This is a genomic window from Gemmatimonadaceae bacterium (genome assembly GCA_035633115.1).
GTDB lineage: Bacteria > Gemmatimonadota > Gemmatimonadetes > Gemmatimonadales > Gemmatimonadaceae > UBA4720.
On the sequence record DASQFN010000050.1, the window covers coordinates 18,637 to 41,548 of the forward strand.

General features: G+C 58.9%; 17 protein-coding genes. 8 read left to right on the forward strand and 9 right to left on the reverse strand.

The annotated features are described in order from the left end of the window. Positions 1 to 96: 96 nt before the first annotated feature. The 3 genes from VES88_07135 to VES88_07145 all read right to left on the reverse strand — a co-directional run bounded on the left by VES88_07135 (position 97) and on the right by VES88_07145 (position 2,235). Positions 97 to 786: an OmpA family protein gene (locus VES88_07135; protein HYN81258.1), complete on the reverse strand. Its 690-nt coding sequence runs from the start codon at positions 784 to 786 to the stop codon at positions 97 to 99. 396 nt (positions 787 to 1,182) lie between these two features. After that, the gene (locus VES88_07140; protein HYN81259.1) at positions 1,183 to 2,046 is read right to left on the reverse strand and encodes a hypothetical protein; all 864 of its coding nucleotides are present in this window, start codon (positions 2,044 to 2,046) and stop codon (positions 1,183 to 1,185) included. After that, positions 2,047 to 2,235: a hypothetical protein gene (locus tag VES88_07145; protein HYN81260.1), complete on the reverse strand. Its 189-nt coding sequence runs from the start codon at positions 2,233 to 2,235 to the stop codon at positions 2,047 to 2,049. 85 nt (positions 2,236 to 2,320) lie between these two features. On the opposite strand from VES88_07145, the gene VES88_07150 reads away from it, so the two are divergent. The 7 genes from VES88_07150 to VES88_07180 all read left to right on the forward strand — a co-directional run bounded on the left by VES88_07150 (position 2,321) and on the right by VES88_07180 (position 12,188). Beyond that, complete coding sequence (locus VES88_07150) at positions 2,321 to 3,430, forward strand: methylated-DNA--[protein]-cysteine S-methyltransferase (GenBank protein ID HYN81261.1); 1,110 nt, start codon at positions 2,321 to 2,323, stop codon at positions 3,428 to 3,430. Between the two features lie 148 nt (positions 3,431 to 3,578). Further along, positions 3,579 to 4,586 (forward strand): LacI family DNA-binding transcriptional regulator, encoded by a 1,008-nt coding sequence (locus VES88_07155; GenBank protein HYN81262.1) that lies wholly within the window; start codon positions 3,579 to 3,581, stop codon positions 4,584 to 4,586. Between the two features lie 46 nt (positions 4,587 to 4,632). Further along, positions 4,633 to 7,602, forward strand: coding sequence for a TonB-dependent receptor (locus VES88_07160; GenBank protein ID HYN81263.1), 2,970 nt, complete (start codon positions 4,633 to 4,635; stop codon positions 7,600 to 7,602). Between the two features lie 111 nt (positions 7,603 to 7,713). Continuing rightward, a complete protein-coding gene (locus VES88_07165) occupies positions 7,714 to 9,144 on the forward strand; it encodes a glucoamylase family protein (protein HYN81264.1) in 1,431 nt (476 codons plus the stop codon). A gap of 118 nt (positions 9,145 to 9,262) precedes the next feature. Then, positions 9,263 to 10,441 carry a sugar ABC transporter substrate-binding protein gene (locus tag VES88_07170; protein ID HYN81265.1) on the forward strand — a complete coding sequence of 393 codons (1,179 nt, stop codon included), beginning with the start codon at positions 9,263 to 9,265 and terminating at the stop codon, positions 10,439 to 10,441. Continuing rightward, positions 10,441 to 11,334 (forward strand): sugar ABC transporter permease, encoded by an 894-nt coding sequence (locus tag VES88_07175; GenBank protein ID HYN81266.1) that lies wholly within the window; start codon positions 10,441 to 10,443, stop codon positions 11,332 to 11,334. Before VES88_07170 ends, VES88_07175 begins: the two co-directional genes overlap by 1 nt. After that, positions 11,331 to 12,188, forward strand: coding sequence for a carbohydrate ABC transporter permease (locus VES88_07180; protein ID HYN81267.1), 858 nt, complete (start codon positions 11,331 to 11,333; stop codon positions 12,186 to 12,188). Before VES88_07175 ends, VES88_07180 begins: the two co-directional genes overlap by 4 nt. A 14-nt stretch (positions 12,189 to 12,202) precedes the next feature. On the opposite strand, the gene VES88_07185 is transcribed toward VES88_07180, so the two are convergent. Beyond that, positions 12,203 to 13,564: a GH1 family beta-glucosidase gene (locus VES88_07185; protein HYN81268.1), complete on the reverse strand. Its 1,362-nt coding sequence runs from the start codon at positions 13,562 to 13,564 to the stop codon at positions 12,203 to 12,205. Between the two features lie 17 nt (positions 13,565 to 13,581). Here VES88_07185 and ugpC point away from each other — a divergent pair, with 17 nt between their 5' ends. Further along, complete coding sequence (ugpC, locus tag VES88_07190; GenBank protein ID HYN81269.1) at positions 13,582 to 14,730, forward strand: sn-glycerol-3-phosphate ABC transporter ATP-binding protein UgpC; 1,149 nt, start codon at positions 13,582 to 13,584, stop codon at positions 14,728 to 14,730. Here the strand turns inward: ugpC and VES88_07195 are convergent. From VES88_07195 to VES88_07215, 5 genes are all read right to left on the reverse strand, one after another. Then, entirely contained in the window at positions 14,717 to 16,225 is a 1,509-nt protein-coding gene (locus VES88_07195) for a hypothetical protein (protein HYN81270.1), read from the reverse strand. The two genes, ugpC and VES88_07195, sit on opposite strands and share 14 nt — an antisense overlap. A 1-nt stretch (position 16,226) precedes the next feature. Beyond that, positions 16,227 to 16,775 (reverse strand): hypothetical protein, encoded by a 549-nt coding sequence (locus tag VES88_07200; GenBank protein ID HYN81271.1) that lies wholly within the window; start codon positions 16,773 to 16,775, stop codon positions 16,227 to 16,229. A gap of 117 nt (positions 16,776 to 16,892) precedes the next feature. Then, positions 16,893 to 17,975: an ATP-dependent 6-phosphofructokinase gene (locus tag VES88_07205; protein ID HYN81272.1), complete on the reverse strand. Its 1,083-nt coding sequence runs from the start codon at positions 17,973 to 17,975 to the stop codon at positions 16,893 to 16,895. Positions 17,976 to 17,994: 19 nt separating this feature from the next. After that, complete coding sequence (locus tag VES88_07210; protein ID HYN81273.1) at positions 17,995 to 18,876, reverse strand: slipin family protein; 882 nt, start codon at positions 18,874 to 18,876, stop codon at positions 17,995 to 17,997. Positions 18,877 to 19,613: 737 nt separating this feature from the next. Next, positions 19,614 to 22,778 (reverse strand): PDZ domain-containing protein, encoded by a 3,165-nt coding sequence (locus VES88_07215; GenBank protein ID HYN81274.1) that lies wholly within the window; start codon positions 22,776 to 22,778, stop codon positions 19,614 to 19,616. Positions 22,779 to 22,912: the final 134 nt, after the last annotated feature.

Below are 22,912 nucleotides of genomic sequence, written 5' to 3' on the forward strand. Positions count from 1 at the left end.
GGGGGCGCTAGGTGCGGAGAGCGCTCAGGACACAAAAAGAGAACACTCCGCTCAGCCCTGAACGGAGTGCTCTCGAACCTTTAACCGGCGGTTTGCTCAATCTCCAGACAGGCTCTTCCGCACCTGGTTTCGATACTCCTCACTCGCGTAGATGGCGACTTCGACGCGTCGGTTCAGCTGACGACCCGAATCGGCATCGTTGCTGGCGACCGGCTCGGATTCGCCCCGTCCGTTCGTCGCAACACGCGTACGCGCTACACCCAGGGCCTGCAGGTAGTTGGCCGCGGCGTTTGCGCGACGGTACGACAGCCCTTGGTTGTACGCATCCTCACCCCGGCTGTCAGTGTGTCCGACGATCAGCAGCTGCGAGTTGGGATACTTCTTGAGGCTTTGCGCGAGCTCTGTCAGGTTCCGCGCTGCATCCGACCGAATTGCGTCGGAGTCGAAGTCGAACAGCAATCCAGAGTCGAACGTCACCTGAATTCCCTCGCCGACGCGCTCGACTTTGGCGCCTGGAATGCTTACCTCGAGCTCCTTCGCCTGCTGGTCCATCTGGTGGCCGATGACCGCTCCGGCCGCGCCGCCTACCACAGCACCGATAATGGCGCCCTTTGCTGTGGATCCGGTCGTATTGTTTCCGACGACACCACCGACTGCTGCGCCGGCGGTTGCTCCGATGACGGCTCCGCGTTCCTTGTTGCTCATCGACGCGCAGGCCGAAAGCCCAAATGACGCGAGCGCGGCGATGCCGACGGTCGCTATCCGAACATTTTCATTCCTCTTCATTATCGAGTCTCCTGAAAAACGTGTATGGCTCTTAGATGTTGCACATGTTGTACTAACAGATCAGAAGACTCGATGTTCCGCTATTTCTCGCGAGTTTCGGCTGGATTCTGGGAACTTTTCTCGTCTTCCCCTTCAGCCTTCTTTGCCTTTCGGATTCCTGAAATTCCTGTTTCTCGAGAGTGTATAGATGCTCGTCTTCAGGCCGGAACTTCTTGTCGGTGTTGAGAGTGTCTTCCTAATGCTGGTGCGCTGTCTTCGGCATTTGCTCGCCCCTTTTCGCTGTATGTCCGATACTCATTACAGAAACCATGCCCAGTTGGCAGTTATCACTTGAGACGACAAAAAAGCGGCGCAGGCCGCTCGTGCTGGGTGCAGTTCATCGATCCCGATGATGGCTCACCGATACAATCGGTACCCGCCGCCCAGCCTGAATGTCACGCCATCCTCGCGTACTCCGTAGGCCTGCCCCGACAAATCGATCCTGTTCGACACTTCCGCCGTGAAACCAGCGAACATCGCCACACGATTGATATCCACTGCGATGACAGTGGTGTCCGCAAACCCCTGCGCATTGTCGAACCCGACCTGAAACTTCGGACGCAGAAAGTTTCCGCCTGCTCCGACGTAGAACGCGAGCCGGCCATCCCAGGCCGCGGTGCTCACTATTCCCTCGGCTCCAGCCATGCGCGGCTTGAATGTGTCGAGTGATGGGCTGCTGCCATAACATGCCTGCATCGGATCGGCCAGCTGAAGCGCTTGTTCCGGACAGGTGATCGATCCTTTCACCTCACCCGCCGTGCCGTGGACGCGCAGCATCAAGGTGGTCGCGTCTCCGGTAGACGCCATGCGCAGTCGCTTCGTCCACGACAGCGCTACGCTCGCCAGATTCGCTTCGGCATCGTGGAAGTCCACGGGAGGCAGATAGCTTGCCTCGAGTGCAAAGCCACGGGGCAGAGTGAGCGTCAGCCTCGGCCGCACAAAAAATGAAGCCAGTCGGGTGTGCTCGGTTTTTCTGATGAAGCAGAAGCTCGACTGTTGAATCGATGAATCCGGATCGGGGACGAAGCCGAGCTCGCCCCCAAGGCGGAGCGTCCACGGTCGGGAATGCTCGGGTGCACCCGCCGGAGAAAACGCGACAGGTCCGGAGTAGAATGCGAGGAGCTTCGCCTCGTTGCTGCTTTTGGGGACGCGACATTCGCCGGGGACGCTGGTCGCCGGTCCCAGTGCGCTGACTGCGGCGACCATCACACCCCACAGCACTTATTTCTTCCGAAGCTTGTCCACGGCTCGGTCGAGCATTTCCTGCACCCGAAGATATTCTGCGTTGATCGATTTCATCGCATCAGGCATTTCCGCTTCTGCCTTCTTGATCGCGTCGGAGAGCCTTCCCATCGCTTTTGTCAGGCCTTCTTCCAGCTGCTCCCAGCCTTTCTTCAATCCGTCTTCCATTGCTGCCTCCGGCGCTCCGGGATTTCCCGAATTAGACGCTCATTTTTCGGTGGAATGAGGGTCGGCAATGCATAAATTGCATCGCATGACAACCATGACCATGACCCTGCCCTCGGTGAACACAATGTACCGAGCGCTCACGGAGCGTGATAGCACGTACGATGGCGTCTTCTTCGCTGCTATTCGCACCACCGGCGTATTCTGCCGCCCAACGTGCGTTGCGAAGAAGCCGCGTCCCCAGAACGTCGAGTTCTATCCTTCAATCGGCGATGCCGTATCCGCGGGTTATCGTCCGTGCAAGCGCTGTCGGCCGATGGAACCAGCCGGCAAGCCGCCGGCGTGGCTCGAGCAGCTCCTGGCGCGCGTCGAAGCTGAGCCGACACGACGCTGGAAAGACGAGGATCTGCGTCGCGCCGACCTTGACCCCGGTCGCGTGCGGCGCTGGTTCCTGCGCCACCACGGCATCACCTTCCACGCCTACCAGCGGGCAAGACGGCTTGGCCTCGCCCTCGGCCATATTCGTCACGGCGAAAAATGGGAGGGAGTCGGATATACGCACGGGTTCGACTCGGCGAGTGGCTTTCGTGAGGCCTTTACGCGCGCGTTCGATCGGACGCCGCCGCGCGGCAATACGTTGGCGACGCTTGTTGTCGCCCGCCTGCTCACTCCCCTCGGGCCGATGATTGCGGGCGCCACGTCGGAAGGTATTTGTCTCCTCGAGTTTTCAGACCGACGCATGCTGGAGACACAAATCGGGCGTCTTGAAAAACGATTCGACTGCGCCGTTGTTCCCGGCGAGCACCAGCACATCAGCCGGCTCGAGAAGGAGCTCGAGCTCTATTTCTCGGGGAAGCTTCGCGATTTCACTGTGCCTCTCGTTCTTCGCGGAACGCTGTTTCAGGTTGCCGCATGGCAGCGCCTTCAGCGAATTCCCTATGGGGAGACGATCAGCTACGAGCAACAGGCCCGCGAAATTGGACGGGCCGGGGCACAGCGCGCGATAGGCAGGGCAAACGGCGATAACAGAATCGCGATCGTCGTTCCGTGCCACCGTGTTGTGAAACAGAACGGCGAGCTGTGCGGCTACGGTGGCGGGCTCTGGCGGAAGAAATTTCTGCTCGATCTGGAGCGCGGGAAAGCTGGGAGCACCGTTGCGAGGGAAGCGACGACGAAGCACACGAAGTACACGGAGTAGCTACAGCCCATCCCGCCTGATCGGTCACCGTCTCTTGACATAGTATGCGCCGGACTGTAAACGTTTACACTCGGTTCGCCAGGAGACGCCTACGGATCGCGATCGCGAAAGCCATAATGGCAATGGATCACCTCCGGCTGCGGGGACCATGGTCACGATCAGGGATGTTGCTCGTGAAGCCAACGTCTCAGTGGCAACGGTCTCGCGTGTCTTCAACGGAGGTGGACCCGTCCGCGAAGAAACGCGACAGCGGATCCACGACATTGCAACTGCCCTCCGCTACGTACCCCACGGCGGCGCCCGCAGCCTCATCACCAGCAAGACCAGCACGATCGGCGTCCTCCTCCCCGACCTCTACGGCGAGTTCTTCTCAGAGGTCATTCGCGGAATCGACCTCGCCGCGCGGCGAAGCGGCTACCACCTCATCCTTTCCAGCTCTCACAGCGACAGAGGCCAGTTCGAAGGAGCGATGCGCGCCATGCGCGGCCGCGTCGACGGTGTGATCATCATGTCGCCCGACATCGATGCCCAGGCGCTGATGGCGAATCTTCCCGACAGTCAGCCGGTCGTTCTACTGAACTGCGCTCTCCGCGGTGCCGCCTTCGACTGCGTGAACATCGACAATACGCGCGGCGCCCGCGCCATCGTGCGACACCTCGTGTCTCACGGCCATAAACGCATTGCGCTCATCGCGGGCGCACCACGCAATGTCGATGGCCATGAGCGCCATCTCGGCTATCGCGCTGCTCTTCGCGATGCGTTGATCGATAGAAACAGTCGCTGGGAAACGCCCGGCAACTTTACCGAAGACTCCGGCTTCGAGGCGATGCGCACGCTCCTCAAGCTCCGCGCACGTCCAACCGCAGTCTTCGCGGCGAACGATTCAATGGCGATAGGCGCGCTGAGCGCGCTCCGCGATGCTGGCGTGCACGTCCCGGATGAAGTTGCCGTCGCCGGCTTCGACGATATCCCGATCGCGCGTCACGTCAACCCACCCCTCACCTCAGTACACGTGCCGATCGCTGAGCTCGGCGAGCGCGCTACCGAAAAGCTCATCGGCGCACTGGGCAACAAGAGCCGATATGTCCGCCGCAACGACGTGCTTGGCACAACCCTCGTGATTCGCTCATCATGCGGGCCAGCTGGCCATGCATAGCACGCATCACCACACCGCAGTCGATTCACACCAACAGGAGACGTAAATGGCTACGAACAAGTTGACGCTCAAACATTTCTCTCGAGTCTTCGGCATGACGCTCGCCTTGGTGTCTATTGCTGCGGCCAACCTTCTCGCCCAGACATCGACCGGAACCGTCCAGGGAACGGTTACAAGCGGAGGCGTTCCTGTTGCGAGTGCTCAAATCATCGCCCGGAATGTCCAAAGCGGCGTTCAGCGAACCACCCTTAGCCGTGACCAGGGCAATTATGTCCTTCCTGGGCTCATTCCGGGAACGTACGACGTCACGGTTCGGCGAATCGGCAGCTCACCCATGACGCGGCGTGTGCTCGTCCAGATCGGCGCAACAAAAGTAGAAGACTTCCCGCTCACTGAGCAGGTCGCTCAGCTGACCGAAGTCCTCATATCCGCGGCGTCGGCTACCGAGACACGAACCTCCGAAGTAGCAACCAACATCACGCCTGCGCAGATCCAGAAATTGCCGACTCCAAGTCGTAATTTTCTCGACCTTGCTCAGCTTTCGCCGGGCGTGACCGTCACGGAAGATCGCGTCGACGGTAATTCAAGAACTATTTCGGCTGGTGGCCAGGCACCGTCGAGTGTCAATCTCTTTATCGACGGAACAAGCTTCAAAAATGATTTGACTCAGGGCGGAATTGCCGGACAGGACGCCAGTCGCGGCAATCCATTCCCCAGGAATGCAGTTGACCAGTACCGCGTTATCGGTCAGAACTTCAAAGCCGAATACCAGAAAGCATCAAGCGCGGTAATTACGGCAACGACCAAATCGGGTGGTAACGAGTGGCGCGGCAACGCCCTTTTCGGCTTTCAGAACAAGTCGATGGTAGCGAAGGATTCGTTTCAGCGCGCCGATAAGAACTTCACCAAACCCGACTACAAGCGGACCCTTGCTGCGTTGAGCTTTGGCGGACCGATCGTGAAGGACAGGATGCACGTCTTTGGCTCGTACGAAGGGAACTATCAGAACCGCAATGCGACCGTCAACATCCCCTCTCCCCCGTCAGGCTTTCCGGCCCTCGACACCGTAAACCTGACGCAGTACAACGGAAGCTTCGTGGTGCCATTCCGCGAAACGCTTCTGTTCGGAAAGCTGAGCAGCCAGATCAGCGATAAGTCTTCGGCGGAGCTGAGCTTCAGTCACCGCAACGAGACGGACATTGCTGACGTTGGAGGCGATCGCGCGTTCACATATGCAAGCAATAACCACAATTACAACACGGTGGTACAACTGAAGCACAGCTACTTCACGGGCCCCTGGCTCAATGAAGCTTTGGCGAGCTACACCAGGTTTCATCGCGGGTTCAGCCCTAACACGCCAGGTACGGCTCACCGCGATTATTTCTATCCCGGTGGTAACTGCTGTGCTCATATTGGTAGCAACGTAAGTACTCAGGAATTCATCCAGAAAGGCCCGAACTTCCGCGACGATGTCACCTACACAGGCTTTCAGCTGGGAGGAGAGCATGTGATCAAGGGCGGCGTGAGCCTGAACTTCCCGACATACGACATCGACAAGGACAATGATGGTACGCCGAAGTTCCAATATCAGGATGTCCGGGATCAGGGTTTCGGTCCCCGCGTTTACAATTACGCGTCGCCATTTTCCCTGCAGTACGGGACGGGCGACCCGCTCCTCAATCTGAGTAACAAGCAGATCGGCTTGTACATCCAGGACGACTGGAGTCCCATGAAGCGGTTGACCCTCAATCTTGGCATTCGCTGGGACTATGAGACGAACATGCTGAACACGGACCAGGTGACTCAGCAAGCTGGTGCTGATACGGTGAGACGCTACGGCTCTAATCTCGTTGTTCCGCTCGATCTCGACCGCTATATCGCGACGGGTGACAATCGGAAGCCGTACAAGAAAGCGTTCCAGCCGCGACTGGGCTTTTCATATTCGGTCGACGAAGCAGAACGTACCACTGTCTTCGGCGGCTGGGGTCTGTATTACGATCGAATTCCCTTCGACGTAGCCATCGACGAAAAGCAGAAGATTTCGCATCCGACGTTCAATGTGAGATTCGCTCCCAAGGGGCAGGCTCCAATCGGTAGCGAAGTGGCGTGGAACGATGCTTATCTCACCGCCGACAAGGCCACTCTGGACGCGCTGGCTCACACGTCCGGAAGACCGGAGCTCTGGTTGATCGACAACGAGTTCAAGGTTCCTCACTCCACGCAGTGGAGCCTGGGCCTTCGGCAGCAGCTGCCGGGCGGGGTTTTCGGGTCTCTCACATACGCGAATCAGCACGCGGAGGATTTGTTCACCTTGGGCGTCGCACACGGTGCACTCAATCCGAACGGTACCTGCTGCAACTTCCCGTTCGATTGGGGGGCGCATGGCTACACGGGAATCGTTTATTCCTCGAACGAGGCCGAAACGTGGTACCAGTCAGTGCAGGCGCGACTCGATCGAGCTTACAGCCGTCCATCTCTCGATCAGTTTGGCTGGGGCGCGGGCATCGCGTACACCTACGCAGAACGCGAGCTCAAAGGCGTAGATCAGCTTGGAGAGACGTTTGCATTCCCCAACGCTCCTGCAATTCCGCGACATCCTGCCAACGACGAGAAACATCGCGTTGTTGCAAACTGGATCACGGATATTCCCCAGCTCTTTGGCATCCAATGGTCCGGGCTGTTGACACTGGGAGGCAAGGTGAGATTCGATGTGGGATGCAACCGCTTCTGCGGTCTTGCAGACCAGCAGACGAATAACCCGCGCATTCCGGGCGGATTTACCGCTCCCGGCACTTTCCCGTACCAGAACCTCGACATGCGGCTGCGAAAGGATTTCCCGCGCTTCGGTTCGAGCGCTACCGCCCTTGGAATTACTCTCGACGTATTCAATGCACTGAATCATGACAACCTCGGCTGCTACCGCGTCGGCAATCCGAAAGACACAAACTTCGGAACAGCCGGCTGCACCGTCAGTGATGCACGCAGGTATCAGCTGGGCGCGGAGCTCGACTTCTAATCACGTTCACGCACGGGGCGCCGATCAGGTGCCCCGTGGCCACCTTTCTGCGGAGTGAGACTGCGGTCGCCTGACAGGGCGCCGCAGTCTTTGCTTCGCTCTCCGAAAACCATGCGTCTCCGAACTGCTTTTGCCTGTGCACTTCTCCCGCCGGTGTTCCTCCTCTCCGCATGCTCGTGGAATGCAACAATCACCGGACCTCTGGCGCCTGTCCAGCTCACAACTCGGCAGGCTGCTTTCCTCGATACACTCGAGCAGCGGACTTTCAACTGGTACTGGGAGCGCAGCAATTCACGCACTGGACTCACACCTGATCGCTGGCCAACCAAAAGCTTCTCGAGTGTTGCTGCAATCGGCTTCGCTCTTACCGCGTATCCGATTGGAATCGAGCGTGGTTATATCACGCGGGCGGCCGGCGCCGAGCGAGTTCTCAATACGCTGAGGTTCATGTACAACGCCCCCCAGGGTCCACAGGCGAGCGGCGTCACGGGTTACAAGGGATTCTTCTACCATTTCCTCGACATGGAAACGGGGCACCGCTTCGAGACAGTGGAGCTCTCTACCATAGATACATCCCTGCTCCTCGCCGGCGTTCTCTTCTGTCAGTCCTACTTCACCAACCCAGACGCGGCCGAGTCTGCAATCCGCGCCTATGCAGATTCGCTTTATCTGCGCGTGGATTGGCAATGGATTCGTCCCAAAGCGCCGTTCGTGAGCATGGGATGGCACCCGGAAAAAGGATTCATCGACTACGACTGGCATGGCTTGAACGAGGGGATAATCCTCAACATCCTCGCCCTCGGCTCTCCTACTCATCCAATCGAGCCCGCCGCGTGGACGGCATACACGAGCACGTACAAGTGGGCTGACTTCTACGGATTCCAGCATGTGAACTTCGCCCCGGTCTTCGGACACCAGTACTCGCACATCTGGATCGACTTCCGTGGTATCAAGGACGAGTACATGCGCGGCAAGGGAATCGACTACTTCGAGAATTCCCGGCGCGCGACCTACTCACAGCGCGCATACGCCATCGCAAACCCCGACGGATGGAAAGATTACGGACCAGACATCTGGGGGCTCTCCGCGTACGACGGGCCCCACGATACGACGATCGTCATCCTCGGGAAGCCGAGAAAGTTTTTTACCTACGCTGCGCGCGGTGCGGCTGCCGGCGAGATTCGCGACGACGGAACACTCGGGCCAACGGCGGCTGGTGGGTCCATTGCGTTCACACCTGAAGTCGCCATTCCCGCACTCATCAGAATGAGAGAGAAATACGGCGACGATCTGTTTGCGGCGTACGGCTTCCTGGACTCGTTCAATCCGACGTTCGATGTTGACATCAAGCCGCATCACGGCAAAGTCGTCCGCGGCATCGGATGGTTCGATACCGATTACCTGGGAATTGATCAGGGGCCGATTATCGCGATGATCGAGAACTACCGCTCTCAACTCGTTTGGAAAACCATGCGCAAAAATCCCTACATCGTGAGCGGGCTCAGGAAAGCCGGGTTCAGCGGCGGGTGGCTTGAGCAGTAGTTCTTTGCTTCGCTCTATTCGCGTTAAACTCGCGATCGCTTCACTCCCCTGTCTCGTAATCGCGGCCGCGGCATGCTCGCCCGCATCTGACCGCGAGTCGAAGCTTCGGTTGTGGGCAATGGGCCGCGAAGGAGAAGTAGTCTCCGAGCTCATACCTGCCTTCGAGAAAGAGCACCCCGGAATCAAGGTCGAGGTTCAGCAGATCCCCTGGTCGGCCGCACACGAAAAGCTGCTCACCGCGTTCGTCGGTGACGCCACGCCGGACATCGCGATGCTCGGCAACACATGGGTTCCGGAATTCGTCGCGCTCGACGCGCTCGAGCCACTCGATTCGCTCGTGGCCAGGTCCACCGATGTCGTACGCAGCGATTACTTCCCCGGCATCTGGAGCACCAACGTCGTCGACGGCGCGACGTATGGCATTCCGTGGTACGTCGACACCCAGGTGATTTTCTACCGGTCCGATCTGCTCGCGAAGGCCGGGTACAGCCAGATGCCATCTACCTGGGCCGATTGGCGGCAGGCAATGCAGAAGATCAAGTCACAGATGTCTGCACGACAGTACCCGCTTCTGATTCCCATCACGGAGTGGCGGCCCCCTGTCATTCTGGGCGTGCAGGCCGGATCACCGCTGCTCCGGGACAATGGTCGTCGCGGCGCGTTTCACGAGCCGCAGTTTCGCTCGGCGTTCGATTTTTACGCGGGACTTTTTCATGATGGGCTCGCACCGGCATTCAGCGCAAGCGAGATCTCGAACCTTTATCAGGAGTTCGAGCGCGGAAACATTGCGATGTATATCAGTGGGCCGTGGCAGATCGGCGAGTTCACCAACCGGCTTCCAAAAGAGATGCAGGACAAATGGATGACCGCTCCGCTGCCGGGTATGAACGGCCCTGGAGTTTCACTCGCCGGCGGAGCCAGTCTATCGCTGTACCGTAGATCGACTCACAAGCGCGAAGCCTGGCTGCTGATGGAATATCTGTCGCGCCCGGACGTCCAGCTGCGCTTTTACAAGCTGACTGGCGATCTCCCTGCGCGTCGGGAAGCATGGCGTGACACTTCGCTCGCCAGCAATCGGTACGCCCAAGCATTTCGCGAGCAGCTCGACCGCGTCGTCCCCACCCCGAAGGTTCCCGAGTGGGAGCAGATAGCAACAAAGGTCTTCGAGTACGGAGAGAAGGCCATCCGCGGACGAATGACCGTCGAGCAGGCGCTCGTTGCGCTCGACCGTGACGTCGACGCACTTCTCGAGAAAAGGCGTTGGCTCATGAGCCGACGCAAGCTCGCCACCCGGTAATGGCCCGGCTCAGCATACCGTCCGAAGCCAACACGGCCGCATGGTTTTTCCTGGCACCCGCACTCCTCCTGATCGGCGTCTTCTTCTTCCTCCCCGTCGCCGCGTCATTGGTCCTCAGCGTCACGGACTTCGATCTCTACGGAATTGCGGACCCCGGTAACACACGCTTTGTGGGCCTTCAGAACTATTCGAAGCTCCTGCAGACGCCGGATTTCTGGGCCGCGCTGAGAAACACATTCTACTTCGCCTTCGTCGGCGGCCCGCTCACCATAGCCGTCGCGCTCGGCGCCGCGCTTCTGCTGAGCTCGAAGCTGGTTCGCTTCAAGGGTTTCTTTCGGACGATCTACTTCACGCCCTTCGTAACGACGCTGGTCGCGGTCGCGATCGTCTGGCGCTACCTGTATCACACCCGTTACGGCCTGATCAACTACGGGCTCTCCTACGTCGGCATCGGTCCAATCGACTGGCTCGGCGATCCTGACTGGGCGATGCCCGCGATAATCCTCATGGCTGTGTGGAAGAGCTTCGGCTACAACATGCTGATCTTCATCGCCGGCCTTCAAAGCATTCCGGAAGAACTGTACGACGCGGCGGAGATCGACGGCGCCGGTCCGATTCGCCGCTTCTTCAGCATCACTCTGCCGATGCTCATGCCCACGCTGGTGTTCGTCTCGGTCGTCACGATGATCGGATACTTCCAGCTGTTCGCCGAGCCTTACGTCATGACGCAGGGTGGACCTTTGAGGAGCACGACGAGCGTCGTACTCCTCATGTATGAGGAAGGCTTCCGGTGGTGGCGAATGGGATACGCTGCGGCAATCGCATTCGTTCTCTTCGTCGTGATACTGATCGCCACGCTTCTCCAGTTCCGGCTTCAGAAGGAGCGTGCATGAGCTCTCGTGAGAGCGTCATGGACTCGGCTCGCCAGCGCGAGCGTATCACTCGCGTTTTGCTCTACACTCTCCTCGTGATCGGTGCCGTGCTCGCGCTTCTGCCGATGGTATGGATGGTCTCGGCGTCGCTCATGCCTTCGGGCGAAGCGAGCTCCTTTCCTCCGCATTTCTTCCCGAGCAGACCAACGCTCGAGCACTACACCGATCTCTTCACGCGCCTGAACCTCGGCAGGTATCTCCTCAACAGCGCCTTCGTGGCTCTGGTCGTCACGTCCGCGTCGCTCATCATCAACGCTATGGCGGGATACGCGTTCGCGAAGCTCCGTTTCCGAGGGCGTGACCGGCTCTTTCGTGCCCTCTCGACAGGCCTCGTTCTACCCGTTCAAGTGGCAATGCTGCCGCTCTTTCTGCTCCTGAAGAATATGGGGCTGATCAACACCTACTGGGGTGTGATCATCCCCGGGCTTGCCAGCATCTTCGGCATCTTCCTCGTCCGTCAGTACGCGCTCGCCATCCCGGACGAGATGCTGGATGCCGCACGTGTGGACGGGGCTTCGGAGTTCCGGATCTTCTGGTCCATCGTTGTTCCCGGAATCATGCCGATTCTGGCAACGCTTTCGATCTGGACGTTCCTCGCCACCTGGAACGACTTCATGTGGCCGCTCATCGTACTGAGCGATGCTTCGCACTACACACTGCCAGTCGCTCTCGCCAACCTCTCCGGCGAGCATGTGCAGGACATCGAGCTGATGATGGCGGGTTCGGTGCTGACCGTCATCCCGGTAATGCTCGTTTTTCTGTTCCTGCAGCGGTACTACATCCAGGGCGTGATGGCGGGAAGCGTCAAGGGATGACGCTTCATAGCGGGTCAATCGTCTATGGCTGCTCCATTCGTTCGAACGACCTTGGAGTAGTATTTCCCGCTCGACTTGATCGTCCGTTGCTGCGTGTCGTAGTTCACGTGTACGATCCCGAAGCGGCGCGAGTATCCGTGACTCCACTCAAAATTGTCGAGAAGCGACCACACATAATAGCCGCACAGCCGTACCCCCTGGCGTATTGCTTCCCGTGCCGCATTCAAATGGTCACGCAGGTAGGCGACTCTCAGCGGATCGTTGACTCGTCCGTCGACCGGCGCCGGCGGATCATAAAACGCAGCCCCGTTCTCAGTGACATAGAGGGGAATGTCGCCGTAGCGCTCCGTCACCCACAGCAGCACGCGCGTGAGCGCCGGCGCATGCACCTCCCAGCCGGTCTCAGTGTGAACGCTCTCGATTTGTGGAACGCCACCAGCGTGCACCGGTGGCCTCTCCACATCGTACCGGCAGACGCTCCGCGTGTAGTAGTTGACGCCAAGGAAATCGAGCGGCTGCGCGATGGATTTCATGTCGTCTTCCGGAAAATCGGGCCACGCCTCACCGAATATCTCCCTCATCTCGTCGGGATATCGCCCGAAGAACACCGGGTCGAGATACTGCCGGTTCCAATAGGCATCCGAACGATTCGTCGCCGCGATGTCCTCGGGTCGATCAGAGGCCGCGTACTTCGGCTCGAGGTTTACAACGAGACCGATCCGTCCTTCCTTCGACGCGTCCGACGCGCGAAACGCCTCCACCGCTGCTCCATGCGTTCGCAGCAGATTGTGCGACACAATCGGCGCCTCGAACAGATTCCGGTGACCGGGAGCGAGCTTGCCATAGAGATATCCTCCATCGCTCACCACCCATGGCTCGTTTATCGTGCTCCACATCGGAATCCGATCACCGAGAGCTTCGAACATGATCGTCGCGTAGTCGCTGAACCAGCCAGCCACGTCGCGATTCAGCCAGCCGCCGCGATCATCCAATGCCGCCGGCAGGTCCCAGTGATAAAGCGTGGCGTTGGGCTTGATGCCGCGCGTAACAAGCGCATCGACGAGACGCGAATAGAAATCGATTCCTTTCTTATTCACTCGCCCGAATCCGTCCGGAAGTATCCGGCTCCACGAGATGCTGAATCTGTAGGCTTTGAGACCCAAATCGGCCATCAGCGCGACGTCGGCTTTGTAACGGCGATAGTGGTCGCAGGCGAAGTCGCCGGTGTCTCCGTTTTCAGTCAGCCCCGGTGTATGGGAGAAACGGTGCCAGATGCTGGGTCCCGCTCCATCGGCGAGCGGCGATCCTTCGATTTGATACGCCGACGTCGCCGCGCCCCACAGAAAATCATCCGGAAATCGGGGCGAATCACTCATTTTGGAGCCGAGGCAACATGGCGCGCGTGAAGCTCGAAGGCATTCGCAAAATGTATCAGGACTCGGTTGTCGCCGTGCACGGTGTAGACCTCGATGTCGCCGACGGTGAATTCGTAGTTCTCGTCGGCCCGTCCGGGTGTGGCAAGAGCACCACTCTCCGGATGATCGCGGGCCTCGAGTCGATCACCGCCGGTAAGCTCCTCATCGGTGATCGGGTGGTGAACGACGTTCCGCCGAAAAACCGTGACATCGCCATGGTCTTCCAGAGCTACGCCCTGTATCCACACATGACCGTGCGTGAAAATCTCGCGTTCGCCCTCAAGCTTCGCAGGAACTCGAAGTCGGAGATCGAGAAGCGCGTACAGCAGGCCGCTTCGATACTAGGCATCCAGGACTTTCTCGACCGCACTCCTCGTCAGCTTTCCGGAGGTCAGCGTCAGCGGGTCGCGCTCGGGCGCGCGATCGTCCGCCAACCGCAGGTATTCCTTTTCGACGAGCCGCTGTCCAATCTCGACGCTCAGCTCCGCGTTCAGATGCGCCGTGAGATTGCCCGGCTGCACCAGGAGCTGGATGCCACAATGATCTACGTCACGCACGACCAGGTTGAAGCAATGACGCTCGGCGACAGGATCGTCGTGATGAACAAGGGGCACGTCCAGCAGATCGACACACCGATGAATCTCTACGACCATCCACGCAACAGGTTCGTCGCCGGATTCATCGGCAGCCCGGCGATGAATTTCGTCGATGGTAGAATCGCTGTCGGTGATGCACTTCAGTTCGTCGCAGCAGACGATGCGTTTACGTTTACGATTCCACCGTTGCTTGCGGAGCGGATCGATGGACTGGAGGCTCGCGAGCTGACGCTCGGAATCCGACCCGAGGATGTCTCCGTCACAATGGAGACAGGTCCAACGATCTTTGCGGGAGAATCAACGATCGTTCATCCACCCGTCACGGCGCCGGCAACGCTGGATCTTGTCGAGGCGCTTGGCAACGAGGTGTTTGTCTACGCCAGTATCGGCCCGTATGTGATCACCTCGCGGGTAGCTCCACAGCCGTTGCCGAAGCTGGGGCAGCCGATAACACTCGCCTTCGACCTGGCAAAAGCACATTTGTTCGACCGCGAAGGCGGAGACCGCGTAGGCACGCTCACATCTCCATGATCATGCGCACATCGGGATCGATCGATGCCGCCGCGGTTCGCCGCGTCATCCACGACACCGCAAAGAACGTGAGAAATGACAGCACCAGTGCGACCGCGGACGCCGTTACTCCTGATGGGAACGTGAATGCCTTGAAATAGGCGGCAGTTTCGAGGGACAGCGTTACCACGAGCCCCATCACGATCGAGGTCATGGCTCCCATGCGGGTTGCGCCTTCCCAGTTGAGACCGACTGCCAGTGCCGGCACCAGTGTGGATGCGAACAATCCCCACCCGAAAATTCCAAGGAATGCGACCATGGATCCCGAGTGCTGGGCGATCAACGATGCCGCTATGGCAATCACAACCGTCGCCGCGCGTCCCCATGCCAGCTCGTTCCTGAGCCGCCGGCCAAATGCAATCGGCAGGTCGTGGGTGACGACCGCAGCGCCGATATTGATGAACGAATTGACCGTGCTCATTGTCGCCGCCGCTACTCCCGAAAACACGAGGGCAGCGAGCAGCAATGGCGTCGCGTTCAGAAGAAGGCTTGGCGTCGCCTGGTCCGGCGCCGATAATGCAGCCATCTTGCCGCTCGTGACAAATGCTTTCACACCGACCCCGACGCTGAAATAGAGCAGCAGCACAAGAACGAGTCCGAGGGTCTTGAGCAGCGGATACCATTTCAGCTGTAACGGATCGCGCAACATGTAGTACTTGTGGACTCCCTGCGGCTGCCCGAGAGAGCCCATCGCGAACACGAAGAAGAACGAAAGTGCCGCGACCGGTGTGAGCTTGCCCCAGGGTGAGAGAAACGTTGGATCGGACGTGAGAATCGTTCGCGAGATTTCTCCCATCCCTCCGCCGAAATCCAGAATGAACAGGAAGACGAGCACCGAAGCCAGCGCCATCAGCGTTCCCTGAAACACATCGTTGTAGATCCCCGCCAGAATTCCTCCGGCAACGGAGTACGCGAGAGTTACACTCATTCCGAGCCAGATGCCCCATCCGAGGCCTACCCCGAAGATCGCGTTGATCACCACACCCATGGCAAGAGCATTAGTGGCCATGTAGCCGACAATTCCAATGAGAATTGCAACTCCCGAAAGTCCCTGCGCCCCCTTGGATCGGTAACGCGCGCCAATCGCGTCGGGGACGGTCAACAGTCCGCGCGCTTCGCCAAGCAATCGCATCCGCTTCGCCAGAACCCAGGCTCCCATGACGTTCGTAACCGAGGCCGGAAGGACGATGAACATCGCTCCGAGCCCGACAGCGTACATCAGTCCGGGGCCGCCGATGAAAGCAAATCCTGAGACCGAGGTCGACACGGATGCCACTGTCAAAGCGATCAGGCCAATCCCCTGCCCAGCCACGAAAAAATCGCTTGCCGTCTTCGTTCGCCGCGATGCCCAGATGCTGATGCCGATAATTACGGCAAAGTAGGCTATGCCAACAGCAATCACCTGCGGTTGTGCGATTTTCGGCAGCGCCGCCTGGAGAAGAGCGAACGCAATCATTTCAGGATCGTCCGGCGCCGGATGCGCTTACCACCTCGTTGGTGCCCGACGCGCTTTTGGCGCTTGCCCTGTCCGCAGTCGCTGCTGCAGCCGCATAGAGCTGGCCGAGTTGTCTCACCTTCTCCACATCCTCTGCGGCTAGAGTCTGCGTCTCGAATGTCAGCGCATACGCTACCGGCAACACAACCACCGGCATCAAGCCAATGCCGTAAATGATGAGTGCAGCTCGCGCAGGGAGACCCAGCCAGAGAGTGCTTCCAGGCCCTTCATTCGCCGGTAGGCCCAATGCCAGACAGAAGCCGACTGTCAGCGTCACGATCACGAATGCGAAGGGAATCGCGAGACGGCCGACTCCGCCCCGCTCTCGCGCTGCGCCGAGCACCATGATTCCGCCGAGTGCACCCGGAATTCCGAGCGCAAGAAGCCACGGCGCCCAGCCTGGCGCTCCATCCGGCATGAACGCGGACCCATACGCTACAGCAATCGCGCAGGTCGCCAGAATGATTATCAGACGGGCAATTCTCTTCGTCGCGTTGTCCCGGAGCCACACTGAGGATCTCACGCGCCGTTAACCCAGCGGACAACCCGAGGCCCGCAACGGGCAACCACAACTGGTACGGGTACGGTTACCAGGTCACGGGCAGCGGGTAGCGGCTGACAGGTCAGTTCAGTCGCCCATGCTAATGCCCATCTCCCGCGCCGTTTGCACAACATCGTGCTCGGGATCTACCCGCTTGAGATCCTTCAGCACCTCGGTCAATGGCACCGTCACAATGTGGGGGGACTGAAGCGCGACCATCTCACCCCACGCCTCGTTCTCGACCGCGCGCACCGCTGCCGCCCCAAACCGCGTCGCCAGCAGTCGATCGTACCCCGTAGGAACTCCGCCACGCTGCAGGTGCCCTAGCACCAGCGACCGGCATTCCTTGTCAGTCCGGTCGTGAATCTCCTGCATCAGCCGCTCGGCCACCGCCCGTGAGCGCCAGCCATGCCGTCTCTCCCCGATCGGCGGCTCCTCGACGGCTGTCCGATCCTTCGATACTGCTCCTTCGGCAACCACGACAATCGAGAAGAAGCGGCCGGCCCTGTCACGCGACGTGATCTTCTCGCACACTTTCCCGATATCGTAGGGAATCTCGGGAATCAGAATTACGTCGGCTGATGCCGCGACTCCCGAATGGAGAGCGATGAATCCTGCGTCACGGCCCATCACCTCGATCACCATCACGCGATCGTGGCTCTCCGCGGTAGTGTGAAGCTTGTCGATCGCCTCGATTGCCGTGTTGACCGCCGTGTCGAACCCGAATGTCGTGATCGTGCAGCACACGTCGTTGTCGATCGTCTTGGGCACAGCGACGATTTTCATCCCCTTTTCCACGAGCTCCTGAGCGATCGTGAGCGTGCCGTCTCCGCCGATTGCGATGAGCGCATCGATGCCGTGTTTCCTGGCGTTCTCGATCACATCGTCGGACCTGTCGACCTCCGTGTAGCTCCCGTCGGGACCCCGGACGCGTAGATGAAACGGATTTCCGCGATTCGTGGTCCGCAGAATCGTCCCGCCCATGTGGCCGATTCCCCGAACGGACTCACGCGTTAATGGCTCGACCTCGCCGTCTTCCAGAAGACCATTGAACCCGTGCTTGATCCCGAGTACCTCCCAACCCCGGTCGCTCGCCGCCAGGACAGCTGCACGAATAACCGCGTTGAGACCAGGCGCGTCGCCACCGCCAGTTAGCAGTCCTATGCGCATTCGATGATCAAAGGATGCTTCATGCTCCACCTTTCGGCGTTTTCTCCGACTCGAACCGGATTTGCGGAAGAGCCTCGGACGGATTCGGCGATCCCAGCGTGGCCGACTTGGGGGCAGGAGGCAATCCGGCTCCCTCCGGCGTCGGCGCGGCTACCGAATCGTCGGCGCGCCGGAAAAACGCGCTCAGCATCTCGATCGGCAGCGGAAAGATCGTCGTTGAGTTGTTCTCGGCCGCGATTTCCGTCACCGTCTGGAGGTAGCGCAGCTGCAGTGATGCGGGCTGGCTCGCGAGCATGCGCGCCGCCTGGGCGAGAGTCTCCGAGGCCTGCAGCTCCCCCTGGGCATTGATCACCTTTGCGCGGCGCTCGCGCTCTGCCTCGGCCTGCTTCGCAATGGCACGGCGCATTCCCTCGGGGAGCAGCACGTCCTTGACTTCCACGGCCGAGATCTCGATACCCCAGAAATCCGTGCGCTCATCGAGGATCTGCCTGAGCAGATCGTTCACCTTGCGGCGGTCCTGGAGTAGCTCGTCAAGCTCCACTTGGCCGAGCACCGAAAGCAGCGTCGTCTGGGCCAGCTGCCCGGTGGCGTAGATGTAGTCCTGAATCTCTATGATCGCGAGCATCGGATCGGCCACGCGAAAATAGAGAACCGCGTTGACCTTAGCCGAGATGTTGTCGCGGGTGATGACATCCTGAGCCGGAATGTCGACGGCGACAACACGCAGGGATACTCGCTTCATCCGCGCGAAGCCCAGGGGAACGAAGGAGACACCCGGCCCTTTCGTGTCCACATATCTGCCGAGGAAGAACATCACCCCCCGCTCGTACTGGTTGAGCACACGGAGGCTGGAGAGGATATAACCGGCAATTACCCCAAGCGGGATCAGAAAGAATTCCATAGCCGACGACCTGTGGCGAGAGAATGGCCAGGGGCAGAATCGAACTGCCGACACGCGGATTTTCAGAGCCCGATAATGACCTTGCGTAGCGTAGTTCCAGTTGCATGGAGTTCGTGCTAACGCCGTGATCTATAACGGTTTCCAAGGCTCCCGAGTTTCCGTTAGTTTCGTTTCTTCGTCGTTGTTGTCCGAGGATTTTCTTGTTTTGAGGACTTTTTCAGGACCTTTTATCGGAGCGGCCTTCAGTGATATCTGATTCCGCCGTGCTTGAATGTAAGGTGATGTAGGGCCAGGAATCGACCGTCTCCGCAAGACGGGTCGAGCATTCTGTCATTGTCTGACTTGACCGCCCATTTCACAAGGGCACGCACGGGGTCCGCCGGCGTGAAATACGCACCAGTATTCTTTTGTTGCTCGCTCTGACGAATCTTTCTTACCGGAATCATGTTGAGCCGAAGTGCAAAAAAGTAGATGGACGATATCACGGAACTCGTCCAAAGATATGCTAGCCGGTAAGATCATGAGCTTCTTTCTGGCAAGTCTAGGCTCGCGTGGTTATGCGCGCCAGTTCCACTTCTCGCTTACGCGCTTCCTTTTCTCGTTCAGGTGAGGCTTCGTGGCTCGCGCGTTCGGAGATTCTCGCTGCGCATCTGACACAAGGTCGTCGTACGCTCTGATAAGTACACCGACAACGTCATGTGCTGCAAGCTGATCAAACCGCGTGCGCGCAAGCGGCCTCATTCACGTGCTTCGCAAACACTCTCCGCATCGACTAGGTCTGTCGATGCGCGTCCAATCGGTCTGTGTGTGGCGGCAAAGCGATCGTACCGGACAGGGGGGAGATGTGACACTGGCGTGCGCGATGCGGAACTCGGCTGCGGGGGCCGCAATACAGGGGGTGGACTGGTGCGCAAACGACTCAACATATCGGTAACGGCACGTTCTAGTTGAGCATCTCTTCCGGCCAAATAGGCCACGGGATCGAAGTCCACGTGGATGTTCGGTAGAACGCCCTGCCCCTCAATGATTGCTAGGGGCCTGCCGTTCTCTAGTGCCCACCCGAGGTAGTTCGGGATCATTATCGATCCACCATCAACCAGTGTGTGCCCACAACAGCCACCAATTACACCACCCTCTGTAGCCGAACCAACCACAGGGCCAAGCTTGTAATCTTTGAAACCGTAGCAAAACTCCTCGGCGTTCGATCCACTCGAGCCGTCGCAAAGAAGCGACTTAAGCCCACCAAAACCCCAGCTCTGACGAGTCCATGACTCTCCATAGCGAGGTTTGTGGAAAATGCGTGGTGGGTTTGCCAACTGTAAGAGGAACGATTCGGCGATTGAACCACCGCCGTTGTTACGCACGTCGAAAATGATTCCGCTTGCGTCGCGACTTGAGTAGTAGTACTTGCCGATCTGTTCCAGTCCCTCCCTCATCATGGTTGGAAGGTGCACATAAGTAATCCGCCCACCGCTACGTTTCTCGACGAATTTTCTGCGCGTTTCGGTCCATGCTGCATGGCGGAGCTTCGACTCGTCGCCGAGCGCTTTTACAACTATTTCCTGCGCGCCAACGTCGGTCGGAGCACTGTTGATGAGTAGCTTAACCTCACTATTCCCTTTCCCGACGAGATATTGATTTAGATCAGCGTTGGGCCGCGGCCTTTCTCCATCTATACCGACGATATAGGAACCGGGGTGCACACCAAGCCCCGGTGCTAAAAGGGGTGACCGCTGACGGGGGTCGAAAGGATCGCCCGAAAGGAGCCGAACAATCTTGAACGCCCCGACACCCGGAACAGCCCTGAAGTCGCCGCCGAGAAAACCCATAGGTTTTCCCACAGGAGGTGGTGTAATATCACCTCCTTGCACTCTTGCATGGCTGGTCCGCAACTCCGCGAGAAGATCCTGCAGGACGCGGGTAACATCTTCGCGCGTTGATAAAGCGGGAACTTGCGCAACATACTTTCGAACTACCCCGCCCCAGTCGAGCCCTCGCATACTTGGATCGTAGAAGTATCTCCGAATCGCGCGGCCGGCATCCTCAATTATCTGCCGCCACTCGGCCTTTTGGTCGACAACGATGGTCGCTGAATCGAAGGACACTGCGATAACAGCGGAATCTCGCTTCTCCTTCGTGGGATCAATTAGAGTGAAGGTTCCGGGTGCCGTGCGCACCAAAACGTGCCGCCCATCGGTCGCTACTCGATAATCTCCGGCTATGTTGAGCGGTGTTAGTTTCTGTTCGGCCAAATTGAAAGCGGAGAGGCCAGACTGGCCGCCAAGTAGAATTGTGCCGTACACCGCATCGATTCGGTCGTAGTCGCCTGTGGGTAGCGGCAGGTCAACGGCTCGCGTAGCAATCCCGTCTAGGTCAACTATCGTCATTCTGGGCGACGCGCTGCCCGCGCGATTCGTCGTCGCTTTTCGAGGAAAGCGGGTGTCGCGGCGGAGCGTTAAGAGCGAAACCCTCGTCGTCGACGCGTAGAACGGAAGCACTGTATTAGGATCGCGGCGTCCGTTGTATTCCCGATCAGCGAGGAAGTAGAGGTAATCTCCGCCGGGATCGAACACAGGTGAAAAACTATTTACGCCGCGCGGCGTGATCCGTGTGCGCGAACGGGTTACGACATCAAAGAGATAGATCGATTGCCGATCATTAGTATCCCACTTAGCGTACGCTAAAAACCGACTGTCAGGGCTGAAACGGTACGATGAATTGACAGAGCTATAAGACCCGCTCTCTGGGTTTACGGCCTGATCAACGACAGTTGCCGTGCCGGAACCTACGTCAATCAGTAAGACCCGCAGTTCATGATCGCCCCCTGCTAGCCATTTTCCGTCAGGACTCCAAACGAGAGACGCGAGAGGGCCGGCTTTCCCATTCGTAACCTGCCGTGCGAGTGCGCCTGGTTGCGCGTCCTGAATCCAAATTTCCTCATCCCCGCTTGCATCCGAAACAAACGCGATTCTTTTTCCGTCCGGGGAAAACACCCCATTTTCCGCGCGGCTGCCGGGAACAGAATGAATGACACCGAAGGATTTGCCATTGATGTCAGCGCTAACCAGCTGACCTCGTGTTGATACGAGTATTTTGTCCAAGTTTGGCGACACGTCGAAGGAGCGTACGCCGCTATTGACGGGCACGACTCTTCTTGCCGAGACTGTCCAGTCGCGCAAATGGAAGGCCGGTCTTGCTACGACACTGGTACGCGTATCCAGAATGTGGACTGCGCCTGCTTGAGCGAAGATGACGAAGCCCTCGTCACAACCGAGGGACGTGACCGGGTGATCAGTAAACTTTGTTAACGCTCGAGCGACACCCGTCGATACGTTGAGCTCGAATAAATTCGCGGCCCCGTTTCGCTCCGAAATGAAATAAAGGCCACTCTGTGACCAACATGGCGATGTATCAACTCCGGAGAATCTCGTCAGCTTCCGAAAGGTGTGGCGATTTGTGTCGGCAATCCAAATGTCGCCGGCTTGTCCTCCTCTGTAGCCGAACGTAAGTCGATTGTAGGTGGGCGGAACGTACGCTATCCGTCTCTTATCGGGCGCCGCGGACGCAAGACTTATCGGCGGAAGAGGCAGTCCTTCGGGTGCGCCGCCGCTCGTGTCGACCGCATACAGTCGGAAAGTCGGTTCGTCGTTTTCGCGCGCCGAGCGATACAACACCCGGCTACCGTCAGCCGTCCAACCTTGAACGGCAACGCCATAGGGGTCGAAGGTGAGGCGCCTCGCGACGCCACCGTCGACCGACATCAGGTAGACCTCCGGCGACCCGTCTGCTTGACCTGTGAACGCGACTGTTTTTCCGTCCGGAGAAAACCGAGCGTCCGTTTCGTTCCCGGGCAGTGTTGTCAATCGTTTTGCGTCGCCGCCCGTTGCGGTACCAATCCACAAGTCGCCCGCTGCGCTAAATACGACGCGACCCCCGCGGATGTCAGGTTGTCGCAGGTATGGGGATGACGGGGAAACTTGCGCGCTCGTTTGAACGACCGTCGCAAGTAGCGTAACAAGTCCCAAGCCAACTTGGG